The 19,311-nt window shown below is 71.8% G+C and carries 17 protein-coding genes; 6 read left to right on the top strand and 11 right to left on the bottom strand.

Annotated features, from left to right (window positions below):
• Nucleotides 1-103: 103 nt before the first annotated feature.
• The 3 genes from VFV67_RS22400 to VFV67_RS22390 all read left to right on the top strand — a co-directional run bounded on the left by VFV67_RS22400 (nucleotide 104) and on the right by VFV67_RS22390 (nucleotide 2,864).
• Complete coding sequence (locus VFV67_RS22400) at nucleotides 104-1,477, top strand: AfsR/SARP family transcriptional regulator (RefSeq protein WP_326472568.1); 1,374 nt, start codon at nucleotides 104-106, stop codon at nucleotides 1,475-1,477.
• Nucleotides 1,398-1,757: a hypothetical protein gene (locus VFV67_RS22395; protein ID WP_326472567.1), complete on the top strand. Its 360-nt coding sequence runs from the start codon at nucleotides 1,398-1,400 to the stop codon at nucleotides 1,755-1,757. Before VFV67_RS22400 ends, VFV67_RS22395 begins: the two co-directional genes overlap by 80 nt.
• A 120-nt stretch (nucleotides 1,758-1,877) precedes the next feature.
• On the top strand, nucleotides 1,878-2,864 hold the full coding sequence (locus VFV67_RS22390) for an LLM class flavin-dependent oxidoreductase (protein WP_326472570.1): 987 nt from the start codon (nucleotides 1,878-1,880) through the stop codon (nucleotides 2,862-2,864).
• A gap of 271 nt (nucleotides 2,865-3,135) precedes the next feature.
• On the opposite strand, the gene VFV67_RS22385 is transcribed toward VFV67_RS22390, so the two are convergent.
• From VFV67_RS22385 to VFV67_RS22360, 6 genes are all read right to left on the bottom strand, one after another.
• Nucleotides 3,136-4,371, bottom strand: a complete 1,236-nt coding sequence (locus VFV67_RS22385; protein WP_326472566.1) for an MFS transporter — start codon at nucleotides 4,369-4,371, stop codon at nucleotides 3,136-3,138.
• On the bottom strand, nucleotides 4,368-5,939 hold the full coding sequence (locus tag VFV67_RS22380) for an AMP-binding protein (protein ID WP_326472565.1): 1,572 nt from the start codon (nucleotides 5,937-5,939) through the stop codon (nucleotides 4,368-4,370). Before VFV67_RS22380 ends, VFV67_RS22385 begins: the two co-directional genes overlap by 4 nt.
• A gap of 127 nt (nucleotides 5,940-6,066) precedes the next feature.
• The gene (locus tag VFV67_RS22375; RefSeq protein WP_326472564.1) at nucleotides 6,067-7,935 is read right to left on the bottom strand and encodes a S8 family serine peptidase; all 1,869 of its coding nucleotides are present in this window, start codon (nucleotides 7,933-7,935) and stop codon (nucleotides 6,067-6,069) included.
• Nucleotides 7,936-8,145: 210 nt separating this feature from the next.
• On the bottom strand, nucleotides 8,146-9,192 hold the full coding sequence (locus VFV67_RS22370) for a hypothetical protein (RefSeq protein WP_326472563.1): 1,047 nt from the start codon (nucleotides 9,190-9,192) through the stop codon (nucleotides 8,146-8,148).
• Nucleotides 9,177-10,637 (bottom strand): phenylacetate--CoA ligase family protein, encoded by a 1,461-nt coding sequence (locus VFV67_RS22365; protein WP_326472562.1) that lies wholly within the window; start codon nucleotides 10,635-10,637, stop codon nucleotides 9,177-9,179. The genes VFV67_RS22370 and VFV67_RS22365 overlap by 16 nt, the downstream gene beginning before the upstream one ends.
• 256 nt (nucleotides 10,638-10,893) lie before the next feature.
• Entirely contained in the window at nucleotides 10,894-13,515 is a 2,622-nt protein-coding gene (locus VFV67_RS22360; RefSeq protein ID WP_326472561.1) for an ATP-binding protein, read from the bottom strand.
• A 314-nt stretch (nucleotides 13,516-13,829) separates the two neighbouring features.
• Here VFV67_RS22360 and VFV67_RS22355 point away from each other — a divergent pair, with 314 nt between their 5' ends.
• Entirely contained in the window at nucleotides 13,830-14,903 is a 1,074-nt protein-coding gene (locus tag VFV67_RS22355) for a S1 family peptidase (protein WP_326472560.1), read from the top strand.
• A gap of 27 nt (nucleotides 14,904-14,930) precedes the next feature.
• On the opposite strand, the gene VFV67_RS22350 is transcribed toward VFV67_RS22355, so the two are convergent.
• The 3 genes from VFV67_RS22350 to VFV67_RS22340 are packed head-to-tail and all read right to left on the bottom strand — an operon-like array spanning nucleotide 14,931 to nucleotide 17,043.
• Entirely contained in the window at nucleotides 14,931-15,905 is a 975-nt protein-coding gene (locus tag VFV67_RS22350) for a magnesium transporter CorA family protein (protein ID WP_326472559.1), read from the bottom strand.
• 53 nt (nucleotides 15,906-15,958) lie between these two features.
• Nucleotides 15,959-16,186 carry a DUF397 domain-containing protein gene (locus VFV67_RS22345; RefSeq protein WP_326472558.1) on the bottom strand — a complete coding sequence of 76 codons (228 nt, stop codon included), beginning with the start codon at nucleotides 16,184-16,186 and terminating at the stop codon, nucleotides 15,959-15,961.
• Nucleotides 16,183-17,043, bottom strand: coding sequence for a helix-turn-helix transcriptional regulator (locus tag VFV67_RS22340; protein WP_326472557.1), 861 nt, complete (start codon nucleotides 17,041-17,043; stop codon nucleotides 16,183-16,185). Before VFV67_RS22340 ends, VFV67_RS22345 begins: the two co-directional genes overlap by 4 nt.
• Nucleotides 17,044-17,130: 87 nt before the next feature.
• Here VFV67_RS22340 and VFV67_RS22335 point away from each other — a divergent pair, with 87 nt between their 5' ends.
• Nucleotides 17,131-17,370 (top strand): hypothetical protein, encoded by a 240-nt coding sequence (locus tag VFV67_RS22335; protein ID WP_326472556.1) that lies wholly within the window; start codon nucleotides 17,131-17,133, stop codon nucleotides 17,368-17,370.
• Nucleotides 17,371-17,380: 10 nt separating this feature from the next.
• Here the strand turns inward: VFV67_RS22335 and VFV67_RS22330 are convergent, their stop codons facing one another.
• Together VFV67_RS22330 and VFV67_RS22325 are read right to left on the bottom strand one after the other, a co-directional pair.
• Nucleotides 17,381-17,866: a DUF488 domain-containing protein gene (locus tag VFV67_RS22330; RefSeq protein ID WP_326472555.1), complete on the bottom strand. Its 486-nt coding sequence runs from the start codon at nucleotides 17,864-17,866 to the stop codon at nucleotides 17,381-17,383.
• Nucleotides 17,867-17,883: 17 nt separating this feature from the next.
• Nucleotides 17,884-18,237 (bottom strand): YybH family protein, encoded by a 354-nt coding sequence (locus VFV67_RS22325; RefSeq protein WP_414636326.1) that lies wholly within the window; start codon nucleotides 18,235-18,237, stop codon nucleotides 17,884-17,886.
• 60 nt (nucleotides 18,238-18,297) lie between these two features.
• Between VFV67_RS22325 and VFV67_RS22320 the strand changes: the two genes are divergently transcribed.
• The gene (locus VFV67_RS22320; protein ID WP_326472554.1) at nucleotides 18,298-19,272 is read left to right on the top strand and encodes a helix-turn-helix transcriptional regulator; all 975 of its coding nucleotides are present in this window, start codon (nucleotides 18,298-18,300) and stop codon (nucleotides 19,270-19,272) included.
• Nucleotides 19,273-19,311 lie beyond the last annotated feature (39 nt).

The following is a 19,311-nucleotide window of genomic DNA, read 5'->3' as shown; positions in this document are numbered from 1 at the left end:
GGCCGAGGATTACGACGAATGCACGCTGGCCCAAGCGGCTCTGGTCGAGTTAGATGCGACTTGCGGCGGGGGAAGCGGGGCTGGGGCTGTGCGGATTCAGTTGTTGGGTCCGATCTGTCTGTGGCGCGAGGGCAAGAACATCGTTGTGGGGGCGGCAAAGCAGCGGGCGGTTCTTGGACTGCTGGCCTTGGCGGGCGGCCAGCCGTTGTCCCGGGCGGAGCTGATCGAGGCGCTGTGGAACGACCGGCCGCCATCGAGTGCGGTGAATGTGATCCAGACCTACGTCAAACATCTGCGGCGGTTGTTGGAGCCGGATCGGCCGGCGCGCACGAGAAGCGCGGTGCTGCCGGCGGTTGGCGACGGTTACGCGCTTCGGGTGCCCGTCGACGGAGTCGACGTGCTGCGGTTCCGGCGGCTGGTCACCGCGGCCGGTCTGGCCCGGCGGGACGGGGATCCCCGGCGCGCGGCGGCACTCCTCGGCCTGGGGCTGGCGATGTGGCAGGGACCGCCACTGTGCGACGTTCCCTTCCTCGCGGCTCATCCCAAGATCGTCTCGCTGACCGGAGAGCGGCAGGCCGCGCTCGTCCGGTACGCCGAGCTGATGATCGAGCTCGGCGCGGCGGCGGATACCGTTGCCGCGCTTGAGGAAGCCGCCGCCGCCCAGCCGCTGGACGAGGCCGTGACGGCGCTGCTGGTCCGGGCGTATCTGGCGATCGGGCAGCGGTCGAAGGCGTTCACCGTCTACCACGAGACGCGCGGCCGGCTGGTGGAGGAACTCGGCGTCGAGCCGGGACCAGAGCTGGCGGCGACCTATGCGGAACTGCTGCGCGACGGCGGAATCCCCGGTACCGATCCGGCCGCGGTGGCGGCCCAACTGCCCGCGGACGTGTCCGACTTCACCGGCCGCACCGAGGAACTCGTCGAACTCGACAAGCTGCTGACCGCCGATCCGCCGGTGGCCGGAGATTCGGCCGCACCGGTCATCACGGTGATCTCCGGAACCGCGGGAGTGGGCAAGACCGCGCTGGCCGTGCGCTGGGCGCAGCGGGTGCGGGACCGGTTCCCCGACGGACAGCTCTTCGTCAACCTGCGGGGCTACGACGCCGATCGTCCCTTGGCGGCCGGGGACGTCCTGACCCGATTCCTGACCGCGCTCGGTGTTCCGAGCCAGGACGTCCCGCTGGACATCGATGACCGCGCCGCCCGGTACCGCACGGCGATCGCGTCGCGGCGGATCCTGATCGTGCTGGACAACGCCGCTACGGTGGCGCAGGTCCGGCCGTTGCTTCCGGGCACCCCGACCTGCGTGGTCGTGGTCACCAGTCGGGACAGCCTGGCCGGACTGGTTGCCCGGCACGGCGCAAGGCGCGTCGGGTTGGACCTGCTCCCTCGGCAGCGTGCTCGGCCGCCTGGGCCGGCATGCGCCCGCGGTCCGGTGCCAGCGGCAGGCCCTGCACCACTTCCGGGCGTCCGGTGATCAGAGCGGCGAGGCCCGCGCGCTGACCAACCTCGGGATCATCGAGGAGGCGTTCGGTCGCTACCTGTTCCGCGAGATCGGTCACCGCTACGGCGAAGCCGCCGCGCACAACGGCCTCGGTGAGTCCCTGCGCGCCGCAGGCAGAACAGCCGACGCGCGCACCCATCACACGCTCGCGCTGGCGATCACCGCCGAGACGCGCGACCGGGACGAGCAGGCCCGCGCGCGCAGCGGCCTCGCGTCACTCGCCGGCGATCACGGCGCGCTCAGCGCCGGATGACCGTGCGGTCGTGCTCGGCCACCGTGGGTGTCGTCGCGGTCCACAGTGGCCGACCGGGTCGCAACCGGACCTCCGGGAATCCGGTGGGGCCGGCCGCGGTTGACCGGGTATGTGAGCGATGTGCCGATGTCCGTGCTCGAGTTGGCGCCGAGGGCGGTGGGGGTGAGTGCCGGGGAGGCGTTGCGCAGCACGACGGAGCTGGCCCGGCGGGTCGAGGAGCTGGGGTTTCGGCGGGTGTGGGTGGCCGAGCACCACAACATGCCGTCGATCGCCAGCTCGTCGCCCGCGGTGCTGATCGCGCACCTGGCCGCGGCCACGTCCCGGATCCGGGTGGGGGCGGGCGGGGTGATGTTGCCGAACCATTCGCCCCTGGTGGTCGCCGAGCAGTTCGGCACGCTGGAAGCCCTGCATCCGGGCCGGATCGATCTGGGCATCGGCCGGGCCCCGGGTACCGACCAGCGCACCGCGCTTGCCCTGCGGCGCACCATGGCCGGGCTCTCGGCCGACGGTTTTCCGCGTGAGCTGGCCGAACTGATCGGCTACTTCGAGGGCGAGGTCGACGGCATCGTGGCCACGCCCGGCCGGGGTGACGAGCCGGCCATCTGGCTGCTGGGCTCGAGCGGGTTCAGCGCCGAGCTGGCCGGGCTGCTCGGTCTGCCGTTCTCCTTCGCCCACCACTTCAGCGCGCGCAACACCGTGCCCGCGCTCGAGCTCTACCGCCGCAGCTTCCGCCCGTCGCGCTGGCTGTCCGAGCCGTACGCCAAGATCGCGGTCAACGTCGTGGCCGCCGAGACCGACGAACGGGCCCGCTGGCTGGCCGGTCCCGCCGCTTTGGCGTTCCTCAAGCTCCGGTCCGGCACGCCGGAGCCGCTGACCACGCCGGAGCAGGCGGCCGCCTACCCGTACACCGAGCTGAACCGCGCGTTCATCGAGGACCGCTGGGCCGACCAGGCGATCGGCGCACCGGACACGGTGCGCCGCCGGCTGGCCGACCTGCTCGCCCGCACCGGGGCCGCCGAGCTGATGATCACCACCATGGTGCCCGACCTTGCCGACCGGACCCGGTCCTTCGAACTGGTCGCCGAAAAGGTCGTCCTGACCGGTTAGCGCCGGTATTCTACTGAGGACCGCCGGATTTCGCATGATCGCCGGGACTATTGTCGGGTGCGATATTCGGTCGCCGTTCTGCCGGCTATTCGGGCTATTTACTTCGCCCAGGCCCGGAACTACGTTTCATCAGGTGGCGGGCGGTGTGATCGGTCGCCACGCTGTGTCACGGTAACCGACAAGGGAGGTATCCCATGCGCAACAACACCAACGGCTCCGCCTAGTTTCCTATGTCCATGGACCGGCGCGAACCGAACGATTCTGTCGGTCCCTACTTTTTTGTGGCCGGTGCGTCCCGGACCGGGGCGCACCGGGTCTGAATCGCCCGGTACCGAACCAGCGGAACGATGGTGGCCACCAGATACAGGCCGCCGGCGATCAGGATCGTCGTGCGCAGGCCCAACCCGGCCACCGCCCAGCCGCCGAGCAGGCCGCCGATCGGGAACCCCGCGTAGGCGATCGCGGCGACCAGGCCGAAGACCCTGGTCTGGAACCGTTCCGGCACCCGCTCGTACAGCTTCGCGCCGAAGATCGGGTTCACCCCGGCCACCGCGAACCCGCAGAGGAACGACACGGTCAGCACCACGGTGAGGCTGTCGCTGACGCCGAGCACGAGCACCCGGGGCGCGCCGCTGATCGCCATGCCGACGGCGAACACGAGGTAGTGCGACAGCTTCACGGCCAGCGCCGTGAACACCAGGTTGCCGAGCACCGCCCCGGCCGAGACCGCGCCGAACACCGTGCCGAGCGCGGCCGGCGAGTGCAGCACCTCGGACACCCACAACGGGATGAACAGCGAACCGGTCGCCTGGTTGACCACGTTGGCGAAGAACACCGTGCCCACCATGATGAGCAGCAGCCCGTCCCGGCCGAGTTGCCGGGTGCCGGCCAGCAGCGCCGGCAGGTACCGCTCGGCGTCGGGCTCGCGCGCCGGCTCGAGCGCCGGCCGGGTCAGCGCCGCGACCAGGACCGCGGACAGCGCGAAGGACACGGCGTCGACCAGCACCGCGCCCTGCGGGCCGACCCAGTAAACGATCAGACCGCCAAGCGGTGCACCGGCCAGCGTGGCGATGTTGCTCAGCCCGTCGTAGACGCTGGTCACCCGGGGGATGGCGACGCCGGCCGCTTCGGCGGCCGGGCGGAGCAGCACGTGCTTGGTCCGGTCCCCGGCACCGCGAACCAGCCCGGAAAGCCCGACCATGGCGGCGATCGCGGGCAGCCCGATGTCCGGGCTGATCGCGATCACCGCGGTGGCGATGGCGCTGACCGTGTCGGCGATGACCGCGGTCAACCGCATTCCCAGGCGGTCGGCGAGCGGCGCGCCCAACACGCTGGACGCGAGGTACGGGACCATCGCCGCCGCGACGACCAGCCCCATGTCCGCCGGGCGGCCGGTGGTGACCAGCACCAGCCACGGCACGGCCACCAGGGACATCATGCTGCCGAGCGTCGAGATCACGCTCGCGGCCAGCAGGGCGACGAGCCCGGCCCGGCGGCGCACGCTCACCCCGATCGGGTCAGGCCGTGTGCCGCGTCCCAACCGGCCCGAAGCGCCTTGACGTCCACCTTGCCGTTGCTGGTCCGCGGCAGGTCGTCGACGAACTCGAACGACTGCGGCACCGACATCCGGCCGAGCCGATCGTGCACCAGCCCGGTCAGTTCCGCCGCGGTCACCGGGGTCGCGCCGGTGACCACGAACGCGTGGGCCGCCTCGCCGAGCTCGGCGTGCGGAACGCCGATCACCACCGCGGCGCGCACCGCCGGGTGCTCGGCGATGGCCTCCTCGATGAGCCGCGGGAAGATCCGGTCGCCGCCGAGCCCGGTGACGATCATGTCCTGGGTGCGGCCGACGAGATGGAGGTAACCGTCCTCGTCGAGATAGCCGTGATCGCGGGTCCGCACCCAACCGTCCACAAGGGACTCCGCGGTCAGCTCGGGCTGGCCGAGATAGCCGAGGAAGGCCAGCCGGCTCGCCGCCCACAGCTCGCCGACCCGGCCGGGCGGCAGCACGGCGCCGGCCTCGTCCCGCACCTCGACGCGCACGTCGCCGTACGGCTGACCGCACGCGCCCAGCCGGTCCGGATGCGCCGGATCCTCGGTGATGCCCCGGTAGGAGGCGATGTAGGGCAGTTCGGACAGGCCGTAGGCGATCTGCACGACCGGGCCGATCCGGTCGTTCGCCTCGCGCAACCGGGCCGACGCCACCGCGGAACCGCCGACGTTGATGATCTCGACGCTGCTCAGGTCGGTGCTGTCGAGCGCGGGATGGTCGAGCAGCTCGGTCAGCATCAGCGGCGAGATGTGCACCGAGGCGGGCCGGTGGGTCTCGATCGCCGTGAGGTAGTCCGGGGCGATGAACTGGAACAGGACGTACAGCACGCCCCCGCTGCCGAGCGTGAGCAGCGCGATCGCCTGCCCGGCGGCGTGCCACATCGGGGTGAGAACGAACTGGCGCAGCTGGGTTTCCTCGGTCCGCGCCCACTCGTCGGCCAGGTCGAGCATCTGGTCGTAGAGCCCGGGACCGTGCCTGATCAGCTTGGCGACGCCGGTGGTGCCGGTGGTCTGGAAGATCGCCTCCGGGCTGCCGGTGGCGGTGCCCGGATCGAACGGCTGCCCGGTTCGCGCCGCGGGTGCCAGCAGGTCCGGACCCAGCCCGTCCGGCCCGAAGCAGTGCACCGCAACGCCGAGCCGCTCGGCCAGCGCGGCGCCGACCTTGCCGTGCCGGGTCCGGGTGTCGTAGATCAGCCGGTCCGGCCGGGCCAGCTCGAGGTACCGGTCGATGTCCCGGCGCGGCATGTCCGCCTGGATCCACGCGGTACGGCAGCCGAGCAGGTGCAACGCGAACTGCAGCGGCGCGGCTTCCGGCGGATGCGCCACGACCACCGCGACGGTCATTCCCGGCCGGTACCCGCCATCCCGCAGCCGCCCGGCGAAATCGAGCACCATGGCCCGGATCTGCGCATAGCTCCACCGGCCCGGCCAACCCACCCCGACGATCGCCTCCCGGTCACCGAACTCGGCGAACAGCTCCAGCAGGCGAAGCACATAGTCCGGCCGCCCATTCCGATCAGCCATCGCAGCTCCCCAACACCATCCACCCGGAACGCCCATCGTCGCCGCTGATCCATTCCCCCACTAGCGCCGGATGGACCAACGGCGCCGGCACATCCGCGAGGGACGTGCCGGCGCCGGGTGCGTGGGGTCAGGAGACGACGAGGGCGAAGTCCGCGTCGGTGGCGGCCGTTTCGGGATGGCCGTCGGCGTTGATCTGGGTGGCGATCACGTCGATGGTCCAGGTGCCCGCGGCGGGGGTCTGGACGAAGACGTTCTCCACCGTGTCCACGGTGTTGGCGCTGCCGCCGGAGGTGGACCAGACTCCCGTGTTGAGGCCGTTGTTTCCGAAGTAGACGGTCCCGTTCGGCGCGGTGACCCGCAGGGTCAGGTCGTTGACCCGGGCCACGGCGGCGCCGGGCGTGCCGGCCGGGTCGGTGTAGACCATGGTCGCCTTGAGCGGCTGGGAACCGTTGCGGGTGACCGTGTAGCGCCGGGTCTGCCCGGTGGTGACCAGATCGGTTTCGTTGACCAGGACGGGAAGTCGCCAGCCGTTCGCCGCGGCGAGGTCGTGCAGCGCGCGGACGTTGACCGTGCCCCAGCCCTGGTGCGTACGGGTCATGTCGTGCGTGGTGCCGGAGAACGGGTACTGGGTGGCGGAGTTGACCAGCAGCGCCTTGGCGGTGGCGGCGTGCGGCCGGCTGGCGAACACGTCGCGGCCCTTGCCGGGGGCGCCGTCGAACACGCCGTCGGCCCACATCTGGAACAGCAGCCCGGCGTTGCCACACGTGATCGGGGTCGCGCCGCTGGTGCCGCCGAACGACGGCGTGTACGAAGTGTCGCTTGTGGACGATGTGGTGTCGATCTGGTCGTAGTAGTTCGACAGGTCCGGCTTGATCCGGCCGTCGGCGGCCGGGCCGATGCTGGCGCCGCCGCCCCACGCGTCATCGGTGCGGCTGAGCGTGTTGCGGTGGAACTGACCGCCGACCGACAACACGTTCTTTGCCCACGCCTGCGGGCGGGAGCTGCGCGTGCCGGCGTTGCTCTGCGACTGGCAGATCAGGATGTCCAGGTCGAACACGATGGTGTCCATGGCGGCCGAGATGGACGTGTAGGCGGTGGTGAGGCTGGAACCCCAGCTGTTGCTCTGGAACACCGCCCGGTACGGGCCGGTCGGGGTGACCAGCTCGCGGGTGTGCGCGTAGCGGTCCGGCCGGCTGCTGGTGGCGAACAGGCCCTGGCCCTCGGGCAGCACGCCGCGCCGGGTGGCGCTCACGCCGGCGGCGAAGATCTGGCCGTAGGTCGACGTTCCGTGGCTGGTGTTCGTCGAGTTCGGACCGTGCAGCAGCACCGGCCGAGCGCGGAACTCCTGGTGCGTGGTGCGCAGGCCGAGATCCATCACCTCGGCGCGCACGCCCTGGCCGCGGTAGCCGCGCACGGTCTCCAGGTAGTTCGCCCCGGTGGCCTCGCGGGCGATGCTCATGTCGGTCTCCGGCGCGGAAACCGCGCCGACGGCGAGCACCTCGGGCAGCCGGGTGACCGCGGCGACCTGCCCCGGGTCCAGCGTGGCCAGCAGGTGCCGGCCGCTCTCCGAGATCACGTCGAGGGCACCGCCGGTGCGGCGGATCCGGTCGGCGACCGTGCGCTGGCCGGCCGGATCGCGGTCGAGGAGCGTGATCAGGTACTGCGCCGGGCGGGCGAACGCGGTCAGCGCCGCCGCCGCGTCGAGCTTGGCCGCCGGTTGGTACTCGCTGACCGAGCGGACGAAGCCGAGCCGTTCGACTGATCTTCTCGCGGTGTCGCTCATCCCCACCACGTAGGTGTTCTCGGGCAGGTAGCCGCCGAGCCGGGCGCCGGTCTTCGCCAGCTCGGCGCGCTGGGCGTCGGTCAGGGTTGCGGTGAGCTGAACAAGGTAGGCCGACTCACCGGGAGCCGCGGCCTGGGCCGGGGCCACCGGAGCGAGGACCAGCACCGCGCCGAGCGCGGCGCCGGCCAGCAGGCGGCGTCGGGTACGCAGCATGAACTACCTCCGGAATGCGCAGGGAACGCCCGGAGCGGGAGGAATCGCCCGGACGGCGTTACCGAAGGTACGGGACTGATCACCATGGGTCAGCCGCCGAACGGCCTACCAGGCACGACACCGGTCGAGGGTTTCCCGGCGGCCGCATCGGGGGAGGTCTTAACGCGGCCACCGGGAAACGCACCCCCGGTCAGCGGTAGCTGGTGCCGATCACGGTCCTCGCCAGGGTGAGTCGAGCACCAGGACCGGGGTGACATCCGGCGCCGCCGCTCGTGCGGCTCTGCTCGCGGCGCCGGGTGTGGACCCGGTTCCGAGCACCGTGCCGTCGTGGTGCACGGCGAGGAACCGGGCGGGTCGGCGGTTGCCGGACTCGGCGACCGCCAGTGCGGCGGTGAGGTCGGGGACCGGGGGCAGGGTGCCGGTGTGGACGGTGCCCCGGTACTCGCCGGTGCTGCGCTCGGCCGGATGACGCCGGCGCAGCAGCAGGTACTGCACCACGATCACCGGGGCGACGAACACCATGGCCGGCACCGCGACGGTGAACACGTTGGTACTGAAGGCGATGGCCAGCGCCACCACACAGCCGAGGGTGCCGGCCGCGGCGACCAGACCGGCCCGGCCGCCGAACGCCTTCACCGCGACCAGCGGCCAGAGCACGACGAACAGCAGATCGCCGAGGCCGAGCACGACCGCGGCGTCCCCGGTGCCGACCGCGAGCATCGGGGCGAACGGCAGCGCGCGCACCTGGCTGAAGAACTCCAGCATCAGCGGCATCAGCCAGACCGCCACGAGGTCGAAAACACTGACGGCGCAGGCGAAGACGGCGACGTCACGGGCGCGGACGCCGCTCTGCGCCCAGATGTTGCAGACGCCGACCACCAGCAGTGCGATGGCGATGTCGTTGAGCACGACGAACGCGGTGGACTGGCCATACCCCCGGGTGGTGAGCACCACCTCACCGACGGCCAGTCCACCGGCGATCGCGATTGCGATCCGTCCGCCGAACATGGGACGTGTGGTCAGGAAGATCAGGCCGGTGGCGGTCAGCACCAGGATCGAGCCGACCAGCCAGGCGGGCAGGTCGAGATACAGCGGCGGAATGATGATCAGCACTCCGAAGGTGAACGCCACGTCGCGCAGGTTGAACACGCCGACCGGTGGGCGATCCACCTGGACCCGGCGGAAGTACTGCCATGCGGCCAGCAGGATGACCGCCGTCGCGGCGCACAGCGCCAGCCAGTTCACCGCAGCGCCCATGTCCCGGTCTCCTCGTCGCGCACCACGGTCGTCTCGTGCAGCAGCGCCCGGTTGAACGCGGGCAGCGGCACCTCGTCCGGCGCCCGGTGCAGCACGATCTTGCGCACCGGCAGGCCGGCGTCGGCGGCGTGCTTTTCCAGCTCCGCCAACAGGACCGCGTCCTCGGGCCCGTGCACGTGCAGATCGAACCCGTCGTCGGCGGCCTCGATGCCGTAGCGCACCGGAGCCGGCAGCTCCGGGTGCGCCTCGAGCAACTCGAGCACCTCGCGTTGGTACAGCGGACGATCGCCGGTCCGGGTGGTGAGCGCCGCCTTGCCGAGCAGCCGGGAGGTGGCCGGCTGCCCGGCCAGCTCACAGTCCGGCTCGCCGGCCAGCGTGCGCACCAGGTCCCCGGTGTTCAGCCGGAGCACCACGGTCGTCTCGCGGTACGGCGGGAACGGGGTGATCACGAGCGTGCCGACCTCGCCGGGCGCGGTCGGCGTGAACCCGTCCGGATCGAGCACCTCGACCAGCCCGTGATCGGCGTTGTAGTGCAGGTGTCCGTGCGAGCACACCTGACCGCCGAACGGAAACACCTCGGTCATGGCGAAGGTCTCCTGGATCTCGGCCCCGAAGAAGGCCCGGGCCCGCGCCCGCAGCGCGTCGGTGAGGATCTCGCCGCCGCACAGGATCCGCTCGACGCCGAAGTCCGCGGCGGTGTAGCCGAGCCGCTCTCCGGTGCGCACCAACAGGCTCAGGTAGCTCGGCACCACCGAGATCAGGCTGATCCGGGGTTTCTTCTTCGGCACGTGCACCGGCGTGGCCAGCCGGGACAGCGCCTCGGCCGGGTCGATCGTCCCGCACACCACCGTGCCGGCCCCGGCCAGCCGGGCGGCCTGGAGCAGCGTGTGCCCGCCGAGCACCGCCCGCGAGCTGGTGAACAGCGCCAGGACGTCCCGGGTCTCGACCCCGACGTTGATCATCAGCGACAGCGCGCCGTACCCGGCGGCGAGATCCAGCTCGTACGCGGAGAACCAGCACGAGGTCGGGATGCCGGTGGTCCCGGTGGTGAACGCCTGCAGCGCGACGTCGGCGCGCGCGCTCACGAACGCCTCGGGCAGCGCGCGCAGCACCGCCTTCGGGGTCGGCGGCAGCTCGGCGATCCGGTCCAGGGTCAGGTCGGCGGGCCGCAACCCCAACCGGTCCAACGCCTGGCGGTAGAACGTCGTCTCCTCGTACGCCTTGCGCACCACCGCCCGCCAGCGCCGCTCGTCAAGGGACCGGCGGAACTCCGGGTCGGGTGCCGCGCCAAGCGCCTCCAACAGCTGATCGCGGTTCAACCGGCCGAACTCGGCGACCGTGGCGCGCACGTGGGTGATCAGCGCATGCAGGTCGGCGACCCGGATTCGCCGGGTGGTCGTCACCGACCACCCGTGCCGGAGCTGCCGCCACGCCGTGTCCAACATGACTCACTCCTCCGAAAGGGCGGCCGGCGCGGGAAAGGCGGTACCGCGCCGGCCGCGTTCGTACGTCAGCCCACGCCGGCCACGAACAGCGTCGCGGCGAAGGAGCTGAGCACGTACTTCAGGTGACGGCGCATGTGAACCTCCCGAAGTCGCACCGGCGGTCAACCGGTGAGGAGCCGGACCGGACCGGCCCGGCACCACAGCCTTACCGAGCGGGCCCGGCCGATCGGTGACTTCGAACGACTTCGAACACCCGTCAGCGGGTGGCCAGCCGGGCGCGAATGCCGTCCGCCTCGGGAAAGCCGAACTCCTCGTACACGCCCAGCGCGCGGGTCCAGTGCTCCCGGGCCTGCTCGTGGTTGCCCAGACCGTGGTGGGCGTGCCCGAGTCCGTCGTCGGCCCGGGCCTGCTCCTGCCGGTGACCGATCTTGCTGGCGTACTGGTGGGCGTCGGCGTGCGCGCGCAGCGCCTGGGCCAGATCCCCGGTGGCCAGGGCGAGTTCGCCCAGTCCGTTGAGCGCCTTGGCCTGTCCGCCCGGGTCGCCGAGCTCGGTGGAGAGCCGCAGCGCCGTGCGGTGGTGCTCCTCGGCCTGCGCGTACCGGCCGGATCGCCGGCACACGGTGCCGAGGTTGTTCAGCGCGCGGGCCTCGTCGTCCCGGTCGCCGATGTCCCGGGAGATGGCCAGCGCCGCCCGGTGGTGCTCGGCGGCGCGGTCGAGCCGGCCGTTCTCCTGACAGACCAGGCCCAGGTTGTCCAGCGCGCAGGCCTCGCCCTCCCGGTCGCCGACCTCGCGGAGCAGTTCGAGGGCCGCGCTGTGGTGTTCGGCCGCCCGCTCGGGCCGCCCGGTCAGCCGGTAGATCGTGCCAAGGTCGTCCAGCACCCGGGCCTCGCCCTCCTGGTCGTCGAGATCCCGGCACAGCGCAAGGGTCTGCCGGAGGTGGTCGGCGGCCAGGTCCAACTGCCCGGTCATCTGGTACGCGCAGCCGAGGTTGCCGAGTGCCCGGGCCTCGCCGAACCGGTTTCCGGTGGCGCGCATGCAGGCCAGCGCCGCCCGGTTGTACTCGGCACCGCGCTCGTAGCGGCCGCTGAGCAGGCAGATGAAGCCGAGGTGGAACAGCGCCCGGCCCTCGATGTCCACATCGGACAGATCGCGGGCGATGGCAAGGCCGGTGCTGAGGTGGTCGACCGCCTGCTCGTAGTGGCCGGTGCGCTGGTACAGATCGCCGAGGCTGACCAGCGCGCCGGCCTCGCCGGCCCGGTCGGCGCTGCGCCGCGCTGCGCCGATCGCGTGCTCGTGCAACAGCGTCGCGTCCGGATACTGGCAGGTCATCGCCAGATGCCGGTGCAGGGTGGCGGAGAAGGCCACCGCGGCGGGGCCGGGCAGTTCCGGGTGCGTCGCGACGGCGAGCAGGTTGGCCCGCTCGGTGTTGAGCCAGCCGCGGGCGGCGGCCGGATCGGGCGGGTCGTCCGGTGCGGTCGGCGGGGCGGGGATCCGCGGCCGGCCGTGCCGGTCGTGCGGGTAGATCGCGTCCACCGCGCGGCCGGCCAGGTACAGGTAGTGGTTGGCCAGCCGGGCGAGTCCGGCGCGCCGGCTGCGGGCCGGATCCTCGTCGTGCGCGCGGGCGGTGGCGAAGGTGTTGATCAGGTTGTGGAACCGGAACCGGTCCGGCCCGGGCCGCTGCACCAGGCTGGCGGCGCTGAGCTGGTCGAGCTGCCGGCGGGCGGCCGGCTCGTCGGTGCCGATCAGCGCCGCGGCGGCGTCCGGGCTGATCTCGGTGCCGGGATGCAGGGCCAGCAACCGGAAGGCGCGTTGCTGGTCGCCGGTGAGGTCGCGGTAGGAGAGGTTGATCGCCACCTCGACGCCGCTGTCCACCCGCAGGCTCTGCTGGTGGTGCAGCAGGCGCTCGAAATGGTCGGTCAGCGTCCAGTCGGGGTTGGCCTTGATCCGGGCGGTGACCAGGGCCAGCGCCAGCGGCAGATAACCGACCAGAGCGGCGATCCGCGCGGTCAGCTCGGGCTCGGCGTCGACCGGGGCGCCGGCTCGGCGCAGCAGCGTGGTGGCCTCGGCCAGGGTCAGCACGTCGAGCGGCAGCTGCCGGGCGGCGGTCAGCTCGGGCAGGGCGCGCCGGCTGGTGATCAGCGCGCAGCACCCGGGCCCGTCCGGCAGCAGCGGCCGGACCTGGTCGGCGGAGGCGGCGTTGTCCAGCAGCACCAACGCATCCCGGCCGGCCAGCAGCTGCCGGTACTTGGCCACCCGGCCGGCCAGGTCGAGGTGCTGGATCTGCTCGGCGGGCAGGCCGAGCCGGCGCAGGAAACCCTCGAGCACGGCGCCCGGATCGGCGGGCGGGCGGTCCGGGTCGTAGCCGCGCAGGTCGACCGCCAGCCGCACCCGGGCGAACCGGCCCCGCGCCATCAGCTTGTGCCCGGCGTGCACGGCCAGCCTGGTCTTTCCGATGCCGGGCATTCCGGTGATCGACAGGATGGCCGGGTCCGCGCGGTCGGCCTCGGCCAGCCCGGCGATCGTGGCCAGCTCGGCCCGGCGGCCGACGAACGAGGGCAGGTCGGCCGGCCAGCTGTCGGCCACGCTGACGATCGCCGCGGCGCTGCCCAGCCCGGCCACCACCCAGCAGGCCTGCCGCCACTGCTCGGCCCCGGCGTCCTGGCCGAGCAACGCGCGGGCCACGTCGGTGACCAGGTCCACGTCCAGCCTGGCCCGGTCCGGCTGGAAGCACCGGTAGATCGTGTTCAGCACCGGCCGTTCCGGTACTCCCCGGGCGGCCCGGGCCCGCACCACCTCCCGGTGCACCGCCCGGTACGACATGCCGGACCAGGCCTGGAGCAGCCGCAGCCGTTCGACCAGCTCCCGCACGCTCGTCACACCCTGCGGTGTGGGCGGCCGACCATCGCCGTTCGCTGTCACCCAGACCCCGCGCATCCATCGAAACCGTTACGGCTCACTGATCACAGTAGTCGCGGGACGGCGCGGGTGCGGGTGATCGCGCCGGACCGTGATGGTCGGATCCGATTGTTACGGGCACCTTACGTGTCGGCCCGATCGCTGGTAGTGATCATGCCGGGTTCCTACGTTCTTCGGCTAGGTGGGGCATTTCCCACCGGGATTGCCGCCGATGCACGGAAAGGAAGTGCGTGACAGTGATACGCACGCGAAGAAGAGCGGTACGTGCGTTAGTGGTGGCCGCGACGACCGCGGCCATCGTTCCGTTGGGGGCCACCGGGGCGCAGGCCGCGCCGGCGGTCGACGGCTACGCGCCGGAGGTCGCCGCGGCCGCGGTCGCCGCGTTCGCCGAGCAGGGCCTGAGCCCGGCCGAGGCGGCGCAGCGACTCGCCTCCCAGCCGGCCAGGATCCAACTCGGCGAGCGGCTGGCGAGCACGCTCGGCGCCCGGTCCGCCGGAGTCTGGCTGGATCAGGCCAACAACACCGTCGTGGTCAACGTCCTGGACTCGGCGGCCGCGGCCACGGTGCGCGCGGCCGGCGCCGAGACGCGGGTGGTCCAGCGCAGCCAGAAGGAACTCGAGTCCATTCGGGACACTCTGGCCGCGGCCAAGGTGACCGACACCGCGGTCGGCATCGACGTCGAGGCGAACCAGGTCGTCCTGCGGGTCGGCAAGAATGCCCCGGCTGCCGGGCTGTCCGGGATGCTGGACACCGCGGGCACGTTCGGCGGCGCGGTGCGGGTCGAGAAGGTGAACGGCACGTTCGGCAAGCTGATCTCCGGTGGTTTCCCGATCGTCAACGGCGGCGTCTGCACGCTGGGTTTCAGCACCACGTTCAACACCGGCATCACCGCGGGGCACTGCACCAGGGCGATCCCGGCGTGGCTGGACGGTTCCACCGGGCGCTTCTACGGCCCGTCCATCCATTTCAGCTTCCCCGGCAACGACTTCGGGCTGATCCGCAACGACGGCGGGCTGCCCCAGCCGGGCAACGTGTACCTGTGGAACGGCGCGTTCCAGGACATCGTCACCGCGGCCTGGCCGGTGCAGGGCATGGCGATCTGCAAGAGCGGCGCCACCACCTTCCTGACCTGCGGTGGCGTGCTCGCCCTCGGCCAGGTCGTCTGCTATCCCGAGGGGTGCGTGGGTGACATGGCCGCGACCAACGTCGTCGCCGCGCCGGGCGACAGCGGCGGCCCGTGGTTCGCCGGACCGTGGGCGTTCGGCCTCACCTCGGGCGGCGGCGGCGGAATCACGTTCTTCCAGCCGGTGGTCGAGGTGCTCGCCGCCTACGGCATCTGGGTCTTCTGACCGGGAGACGGGTCTCTACGTCCTCTGCTACAGCCAGTCGCGGCGTTTGAAGAGGACGTAGAGGCCGCCGGACAGGAGGACGATGAGGGTGGTGGAGACCCAGAAGCCGGACAGTTGCTCGGCGCCGGGGTAGGGGAGGTTCTGGCCGTAGAAGCCGGTGATCGCGGTGGGGACGGCGATGATGGCGGCCCAGCTGGTGACCTTCTTCATGACGCTGTTGAGGCGGTTGGCCTGGATGCCGAGCTGGGTCTCGCGGATGATGGCGACGAGTTCGCGCAGGGACAGGATGTTCTCGGCGGTGCGCAGGACGCGGTCGTGGACGTCCTGGAAGTACGGGGCGAGCGGGCCGATCCCCGGGACCGCGTCGGGTTTGAGCAGGTCGGCGAGCAGGTCGCGCATGGGCAGGGCCACCTGACGGAGTCGGGTCAGGCTCTTGCGCAGGCGTAGGGCGCGGCGCTGGATGCTGCGGTGGTCGGCGCGGTCGTCGAACACCATGTCCTCGAGGGACTCGAACTCGTCGTCGAGGGCCTGGGCGGCGTCGAACTGGGTGGCCGCGATCTGGTCGAGCAGGCCGTGCAGCAGGAACGCCACCCCGGCAGCGGCGTGCTCCTGGGCCGAGTCCCAGCGGGCGAGCACGCCGTCGACATCGGGGTGCGCGTCCGGGTGCACGGTGACCAGCGCGTTGCCGGTGACGAACGCGGCGATCTCGTGCGTGGCCAGCGCGCCGCTGGCCGGGTCGAGCCGGGTCTGGTAGGCGACCAGGAACAGGTGCCCGTCATAGCGGTCCAGCTTCGGCCGCTGGTGCCGGTCCGAGGTGGCGTCCTCGATGGCCAGCTCGTGCAGCCCCAATTCCTCGGCGATGCCGGCGAGATCGTCCCGGGTCGGCGCGGTCATGCCCACCCACACCGTGGCGGCCGGATCGCGCAGGTGCTCGGCGACGTCGGCGACCGGAAAGTCCTCGGCGGCCAGCGCGCCGTCGCGGTAGAGCCGGGTGCGAACCATGGCGGCACGCTATCCGGGCTCCCGCCGCGGCGGCGCACCGGAGCGGGGGTTGGTCAGCGGTCGAGCCGGCCCACCTTGACCGCCGCCACGAGCGCGGGAAGATCGACCCGAAGCACCGGCCCACCCGTGTTCTTGCTGTCGCGCACCAACCCGGCAGCCGCCAACTCGACGCACTCCCCATTCGGGTTGGAATAGCTGCTCTTGCGCCAGTCGAGACCCAGCTCGACGCAGTTTCCGTTCGGGTTGGAATAGCTGCTCTTGCGCCACTGGATGGCGTTCATGTCGCCGTCTCCATTTCCTTGGCAATCTCCGCGATGAGCCTCGCCGAGGCGGCTGGGCTCATCGCCTTGTCGCGGAGCTGTTCCACGGCTCCACGGTATGCCTGCACGTCGTCGGCATCGGGCACGAACGCACCTGAGCTGTAGTGCTCGAAGTGCACGACCGGCGGCGCGTCCGGGAAGTCGTACAGCACGAACGGCCCGGCGAACCCGGGATGCCAGCCGACCCGCAGCGGCATGACACGCACGGTCACGTTCTTCCGCTTCGCCATGCTGCCCAGAAAGCGGAGTTGCTCGGCCAGCACCTCGGTGCCACCGATCACCTCCCGCAGGGCGACCTCGCCGATCAGCGCCTCGAACAGCACGGGGTCGCTGCGCCGCTCGATGACCTCGCGGCGGCTGTTCCGGACCATCACCCTCGACTCCACCTCATGCTCGGACAAGCCGCTTGCAGTGGCGGTTGCACGTGCGTACTCGGGTGTCTGCAATAGGCCGGGGATGATCATCGGCGCCCATTCCACGATCGCCGATGCCGCGCGTTCACACTCCCACGCGCCGGCCAACTGCTGCGGGATGCCGGGCATGCCCACGGTGAGCCAGTTCGGCTCGGCCGCGTGGCGGGCCAGGTCGAGGATCCGTTGCCGCTCCTCGCCAACGACGCCGAGCACCCCGAGGAAGGACGCGACGTCCTCGACCGTGGGGATCCGCCGGCTGGTCTCCCAGTGCGACACCGTGCCGTGACTCATTCCGAGCTGAGCGCTGAGCTTGCGTCCGCTGATCCCGGAACGCTCCCGGATCGTGCGAATGGCCGCGGCCAGCGCCCGCGCCCTTGGCGTCACGCCGTCGGTGGCTACAGGCATGAGACACATCCTAGCCGGGTCGCCCGAATGGAGCATTGCCGACTGTCTACCATACGAGCAGCATGTCTAGTAGACAGGAGGCAGCCCATGGGAGCGAGCGGCAGGAACGACTCCCCCTCGGTGTACGCGAACGTCGGGGTGCACGCCGGCGTGGAGATCACCCTGGAGGTGGACCGGGACGGCGGCGAGGCCTCGACGATCCGGTTCGGTCCCGACGGCCCGGACGTGATCATGGACTTCGCCGACCTGGACAGCCTGGAACGGCTGGCCGTGCTGGCCGCAGAGGGCGTGCGCCGGATCAGGGCCGGGGCCGACGACCCCCGGTGATGGACCTGGCTCAGCCCGGGCGCAGGTCGGTGACCGGCAGGCCGTGCTCGACGCGCAGCCGCGCCGCCACGAGTGAGCGGTGACATGCCTCCGGATCGCGCTCCACGCAGAAGAGCGCGGTCGCCGAGTCGCTCGGCAGCTGCGCCACGAGCGCGCCCAGGTCGAACGGGTCGAGGATCTCCCGGGTGTAGCGCTCCGCGTACTCGGGCGCCAGCTCGACCCGGTTGCGCTTGCCCACGCCCTGGCGGTCGTCCTCGCGGTACTGGAGCTGGCGCAGCTCGGTCGTCGGCGCCAGTTCCTTCACGTGCCGGTACCCGATCCCCGCCGCGGCGAGCGCCTCCTGCAGCCGCGCCGAGTTCGCCCAGGCGTACTCGGGGCCCCGAACGCCGCGGCGCTGGCGGAGGTCGAGCAGCAACCCCACGCCAGCACCGGTGAGCGTCTCGATGAAGGCTCCGGCCGTGAAGCCGTACACGCCGACCGTCGCGATCCGCCTCATCGCCGCTCCCACCCCCGCTACGGCACGAGTACCGGCTGGTCCACGGCCCACAGCCAGGACCCGTCCGACTGGCGGCGGGCGATCTCGACGGTCAGCTCACCGGTGGTCAGCGTGGTCACGGTCAGTGCCAGGTCGCCGCTCACCAGCGCCGGATGCTGCCTCCCCGGCGAGAGCACCGGCGCGGCCGCGACGAACCGCTGGTACACCGTGCGGATCTCCGCATGTCCGGTCGCGAGGTTGCCCGGCGGAAACGCCAGCACGGCGTCCGGCTCGTACAACGCCACCAGCCCGTCGACGTCGCCCGCGGTGCCGCGCTCGATGAAGTACCTGCCCAACTCGTTCGGCTCAGTGGCCACTGTCCTGCCTGTCATGCCGGTAGCCTCCCAACGAATCACGACATCCTATGTCGTGTATTGGCTAAAGTTCTCGCCATGCGCGCCGACCGGTTGGTGTCGCTGGTGCTGCTGCTGCGCCAGCACGGCCGGCTGTCCGCGGCCGCGCTGGCCCGCGAGCTGGAGGTGTCCACCCGCACCGTGCTGCGCGACATCGAGGCGCTGTCCGCGGCCGGCGTCCCGGTCTACGCCGAACGCGGCCGGCACGGCGGTTTCGCGTTGCTGCCCGGTTTTCAGACCGAGCTCACCGGACTGAACCACGACGAGGCGCTTGCCCTGCTGGTCGCCGGATCGCGGCGTGCCGGGCAGGCATTCGGCCTCGGCTCGGCGCTCGCTTCGGCCATGCGCAAGGTGGTCGACGCGCTACCCGAACGCGATCGGGCCACCGCGGCCGGCGCGGCCCAACGCCTGCTCATCGACCCGGAGACCGACCTCCTCGCCCGCAGGCTGGTCGCCGAGGAGGTGCCCGAGCCCATCGTGACCGAGATCCGGCGGGCCGTGTTCGCCGGACACAAGCTGCGCATCCACTACGCGGCCGCCGACCAGACCCCGAAGTGGCGCACGGTGGACCCGATCGGCCTGGTCACCGCCCGCGGCCAGGGCTACCTGCTGGCCAGGCGGTCGGGTGCGGACCGCACCTACCGGCTGTCCCGGGTCCTGGCCGCCGAGGAACTCGCCGAACCCGCACAGCGACCGGACCGGGTCGATCTGGACCGGGCCTGGCAGGACCGCGGCACCCGGTTCCGAACCGGCGCCGACCAGGTCACCGTGCTGGCCCGGGTGGACCCGGCGCGGCGCGCGGACCTGGCGGGCACCGCGCTGGCCGTCCGCGCCGAACAAGCCGACACGGACGGCTGGTTGCGGCTGGAAGTGACCTTCCAAGACTCCCGGCACGCCGAATGGGCCCTGTGGCAGCTCGCCACCAACGCGGAAGCCCTGGCCCCGCAATGGTTACGCACCTCCCTGCGCAACCGCGCCGCCGCACTCGCCACCCGCTACGGAATGCCATCCTGAACGTCGGCCGGAGCCGGGCAGGGGTCCGCCGCGCGGCGG

Source organism: Actinophytocola sp. (genome assembly GCF_035762905.1).
Classification (GTDB): domain Bacteria; phylum Actinomycetota; class Actinomycetes; order Mycobacteriales; family Pseudonocardiaceae; genus DASYTH01.
This window is presented reverse-complemented; position numbering and strand designations above follow the sequence as displayed.

Bases quoted from the DNA above. Each gene is read 5' to 3' on its own strand.
- VFV67_RS22335 (WP_326472556.1), top strand. From the start codon at position 17,131: ATGGGAGCGAGCGGCAGGAACGACTCCCCCTCGGTGTACGCGAACGTC.
- VFV67_RS22350 (WP_326472559.1), bottom strand. From the start codon at position 15,905: ATGGTTCGCACCCGGCTCTACCGCGACGGCGCGCTGGCCGCCGAGGAC.
- VFV67_RS22330 (WP_326472555.1), bottom strand. From the start codon at position 17,866: ATGAGGCGGATCGCGACGGTCGGCGTGTACGGCTTCACGGCCGGAGCC.
- VFV67_RS22320 (WP_326472554.1), top strand. From the start codon at position 18,298: ATGCGCGCCGACCGGTTGGTGTCGCTGGTGCTGCTGCTGCGCCAGCAC.
- VFV67_RS22325 (WP_414636326.1), bottom strand. From the start codon at position 18,237: ATGACAGGCAGGACAGTGGCCACTGAGCCGAACGAGTTGGGCAGGTAC.
- VFV67_RS22370 (WP_326472563.1), bottom strand. From the start codon at position 9,192: ATGGGCGCTGCGGTGAACTGGCTGGCGCTGTGCGCCGCGACGGCGGTC.
- VFV67_RS22380 (WP_326472565.1), bottom strand. From the start codon at position 5,939: ATGGCTGATCGGAATGGGCGGCCGGACTATGTGCTTCGCCTGCTGGAG.
- VFV67_RS22345 (WP_326472558.1), bottom strand. From the start codon at position 16,186: ATGAACGCCATCCAGTGGCGCAAGAGCAGCTATTCCAACCCGAACGGA.
- VFV67_RS22365 (WP_326472562.1), bottom strand. From the start codon at position 10,637: ATGTTGGACACGGCGTGGCGGCAGCTCCGGCACGGGTGGTCGGTGACG.
- VFV67_RS22375 (WP_326472564.1), bottom strand. From the start codon at position 7,935: ATGCTGCGTACCCGACGCCGCCTGCTGGCCGGCGCCGCGCTCGGCGCG.
- VFV67_RS22340 (WP_326472557.1), bottom strand. From the start codon at position 17,043: ATGCCTGTAGCCACCGACGGCGTGACGCCAAGGGCGCGGGCGCTGGCC.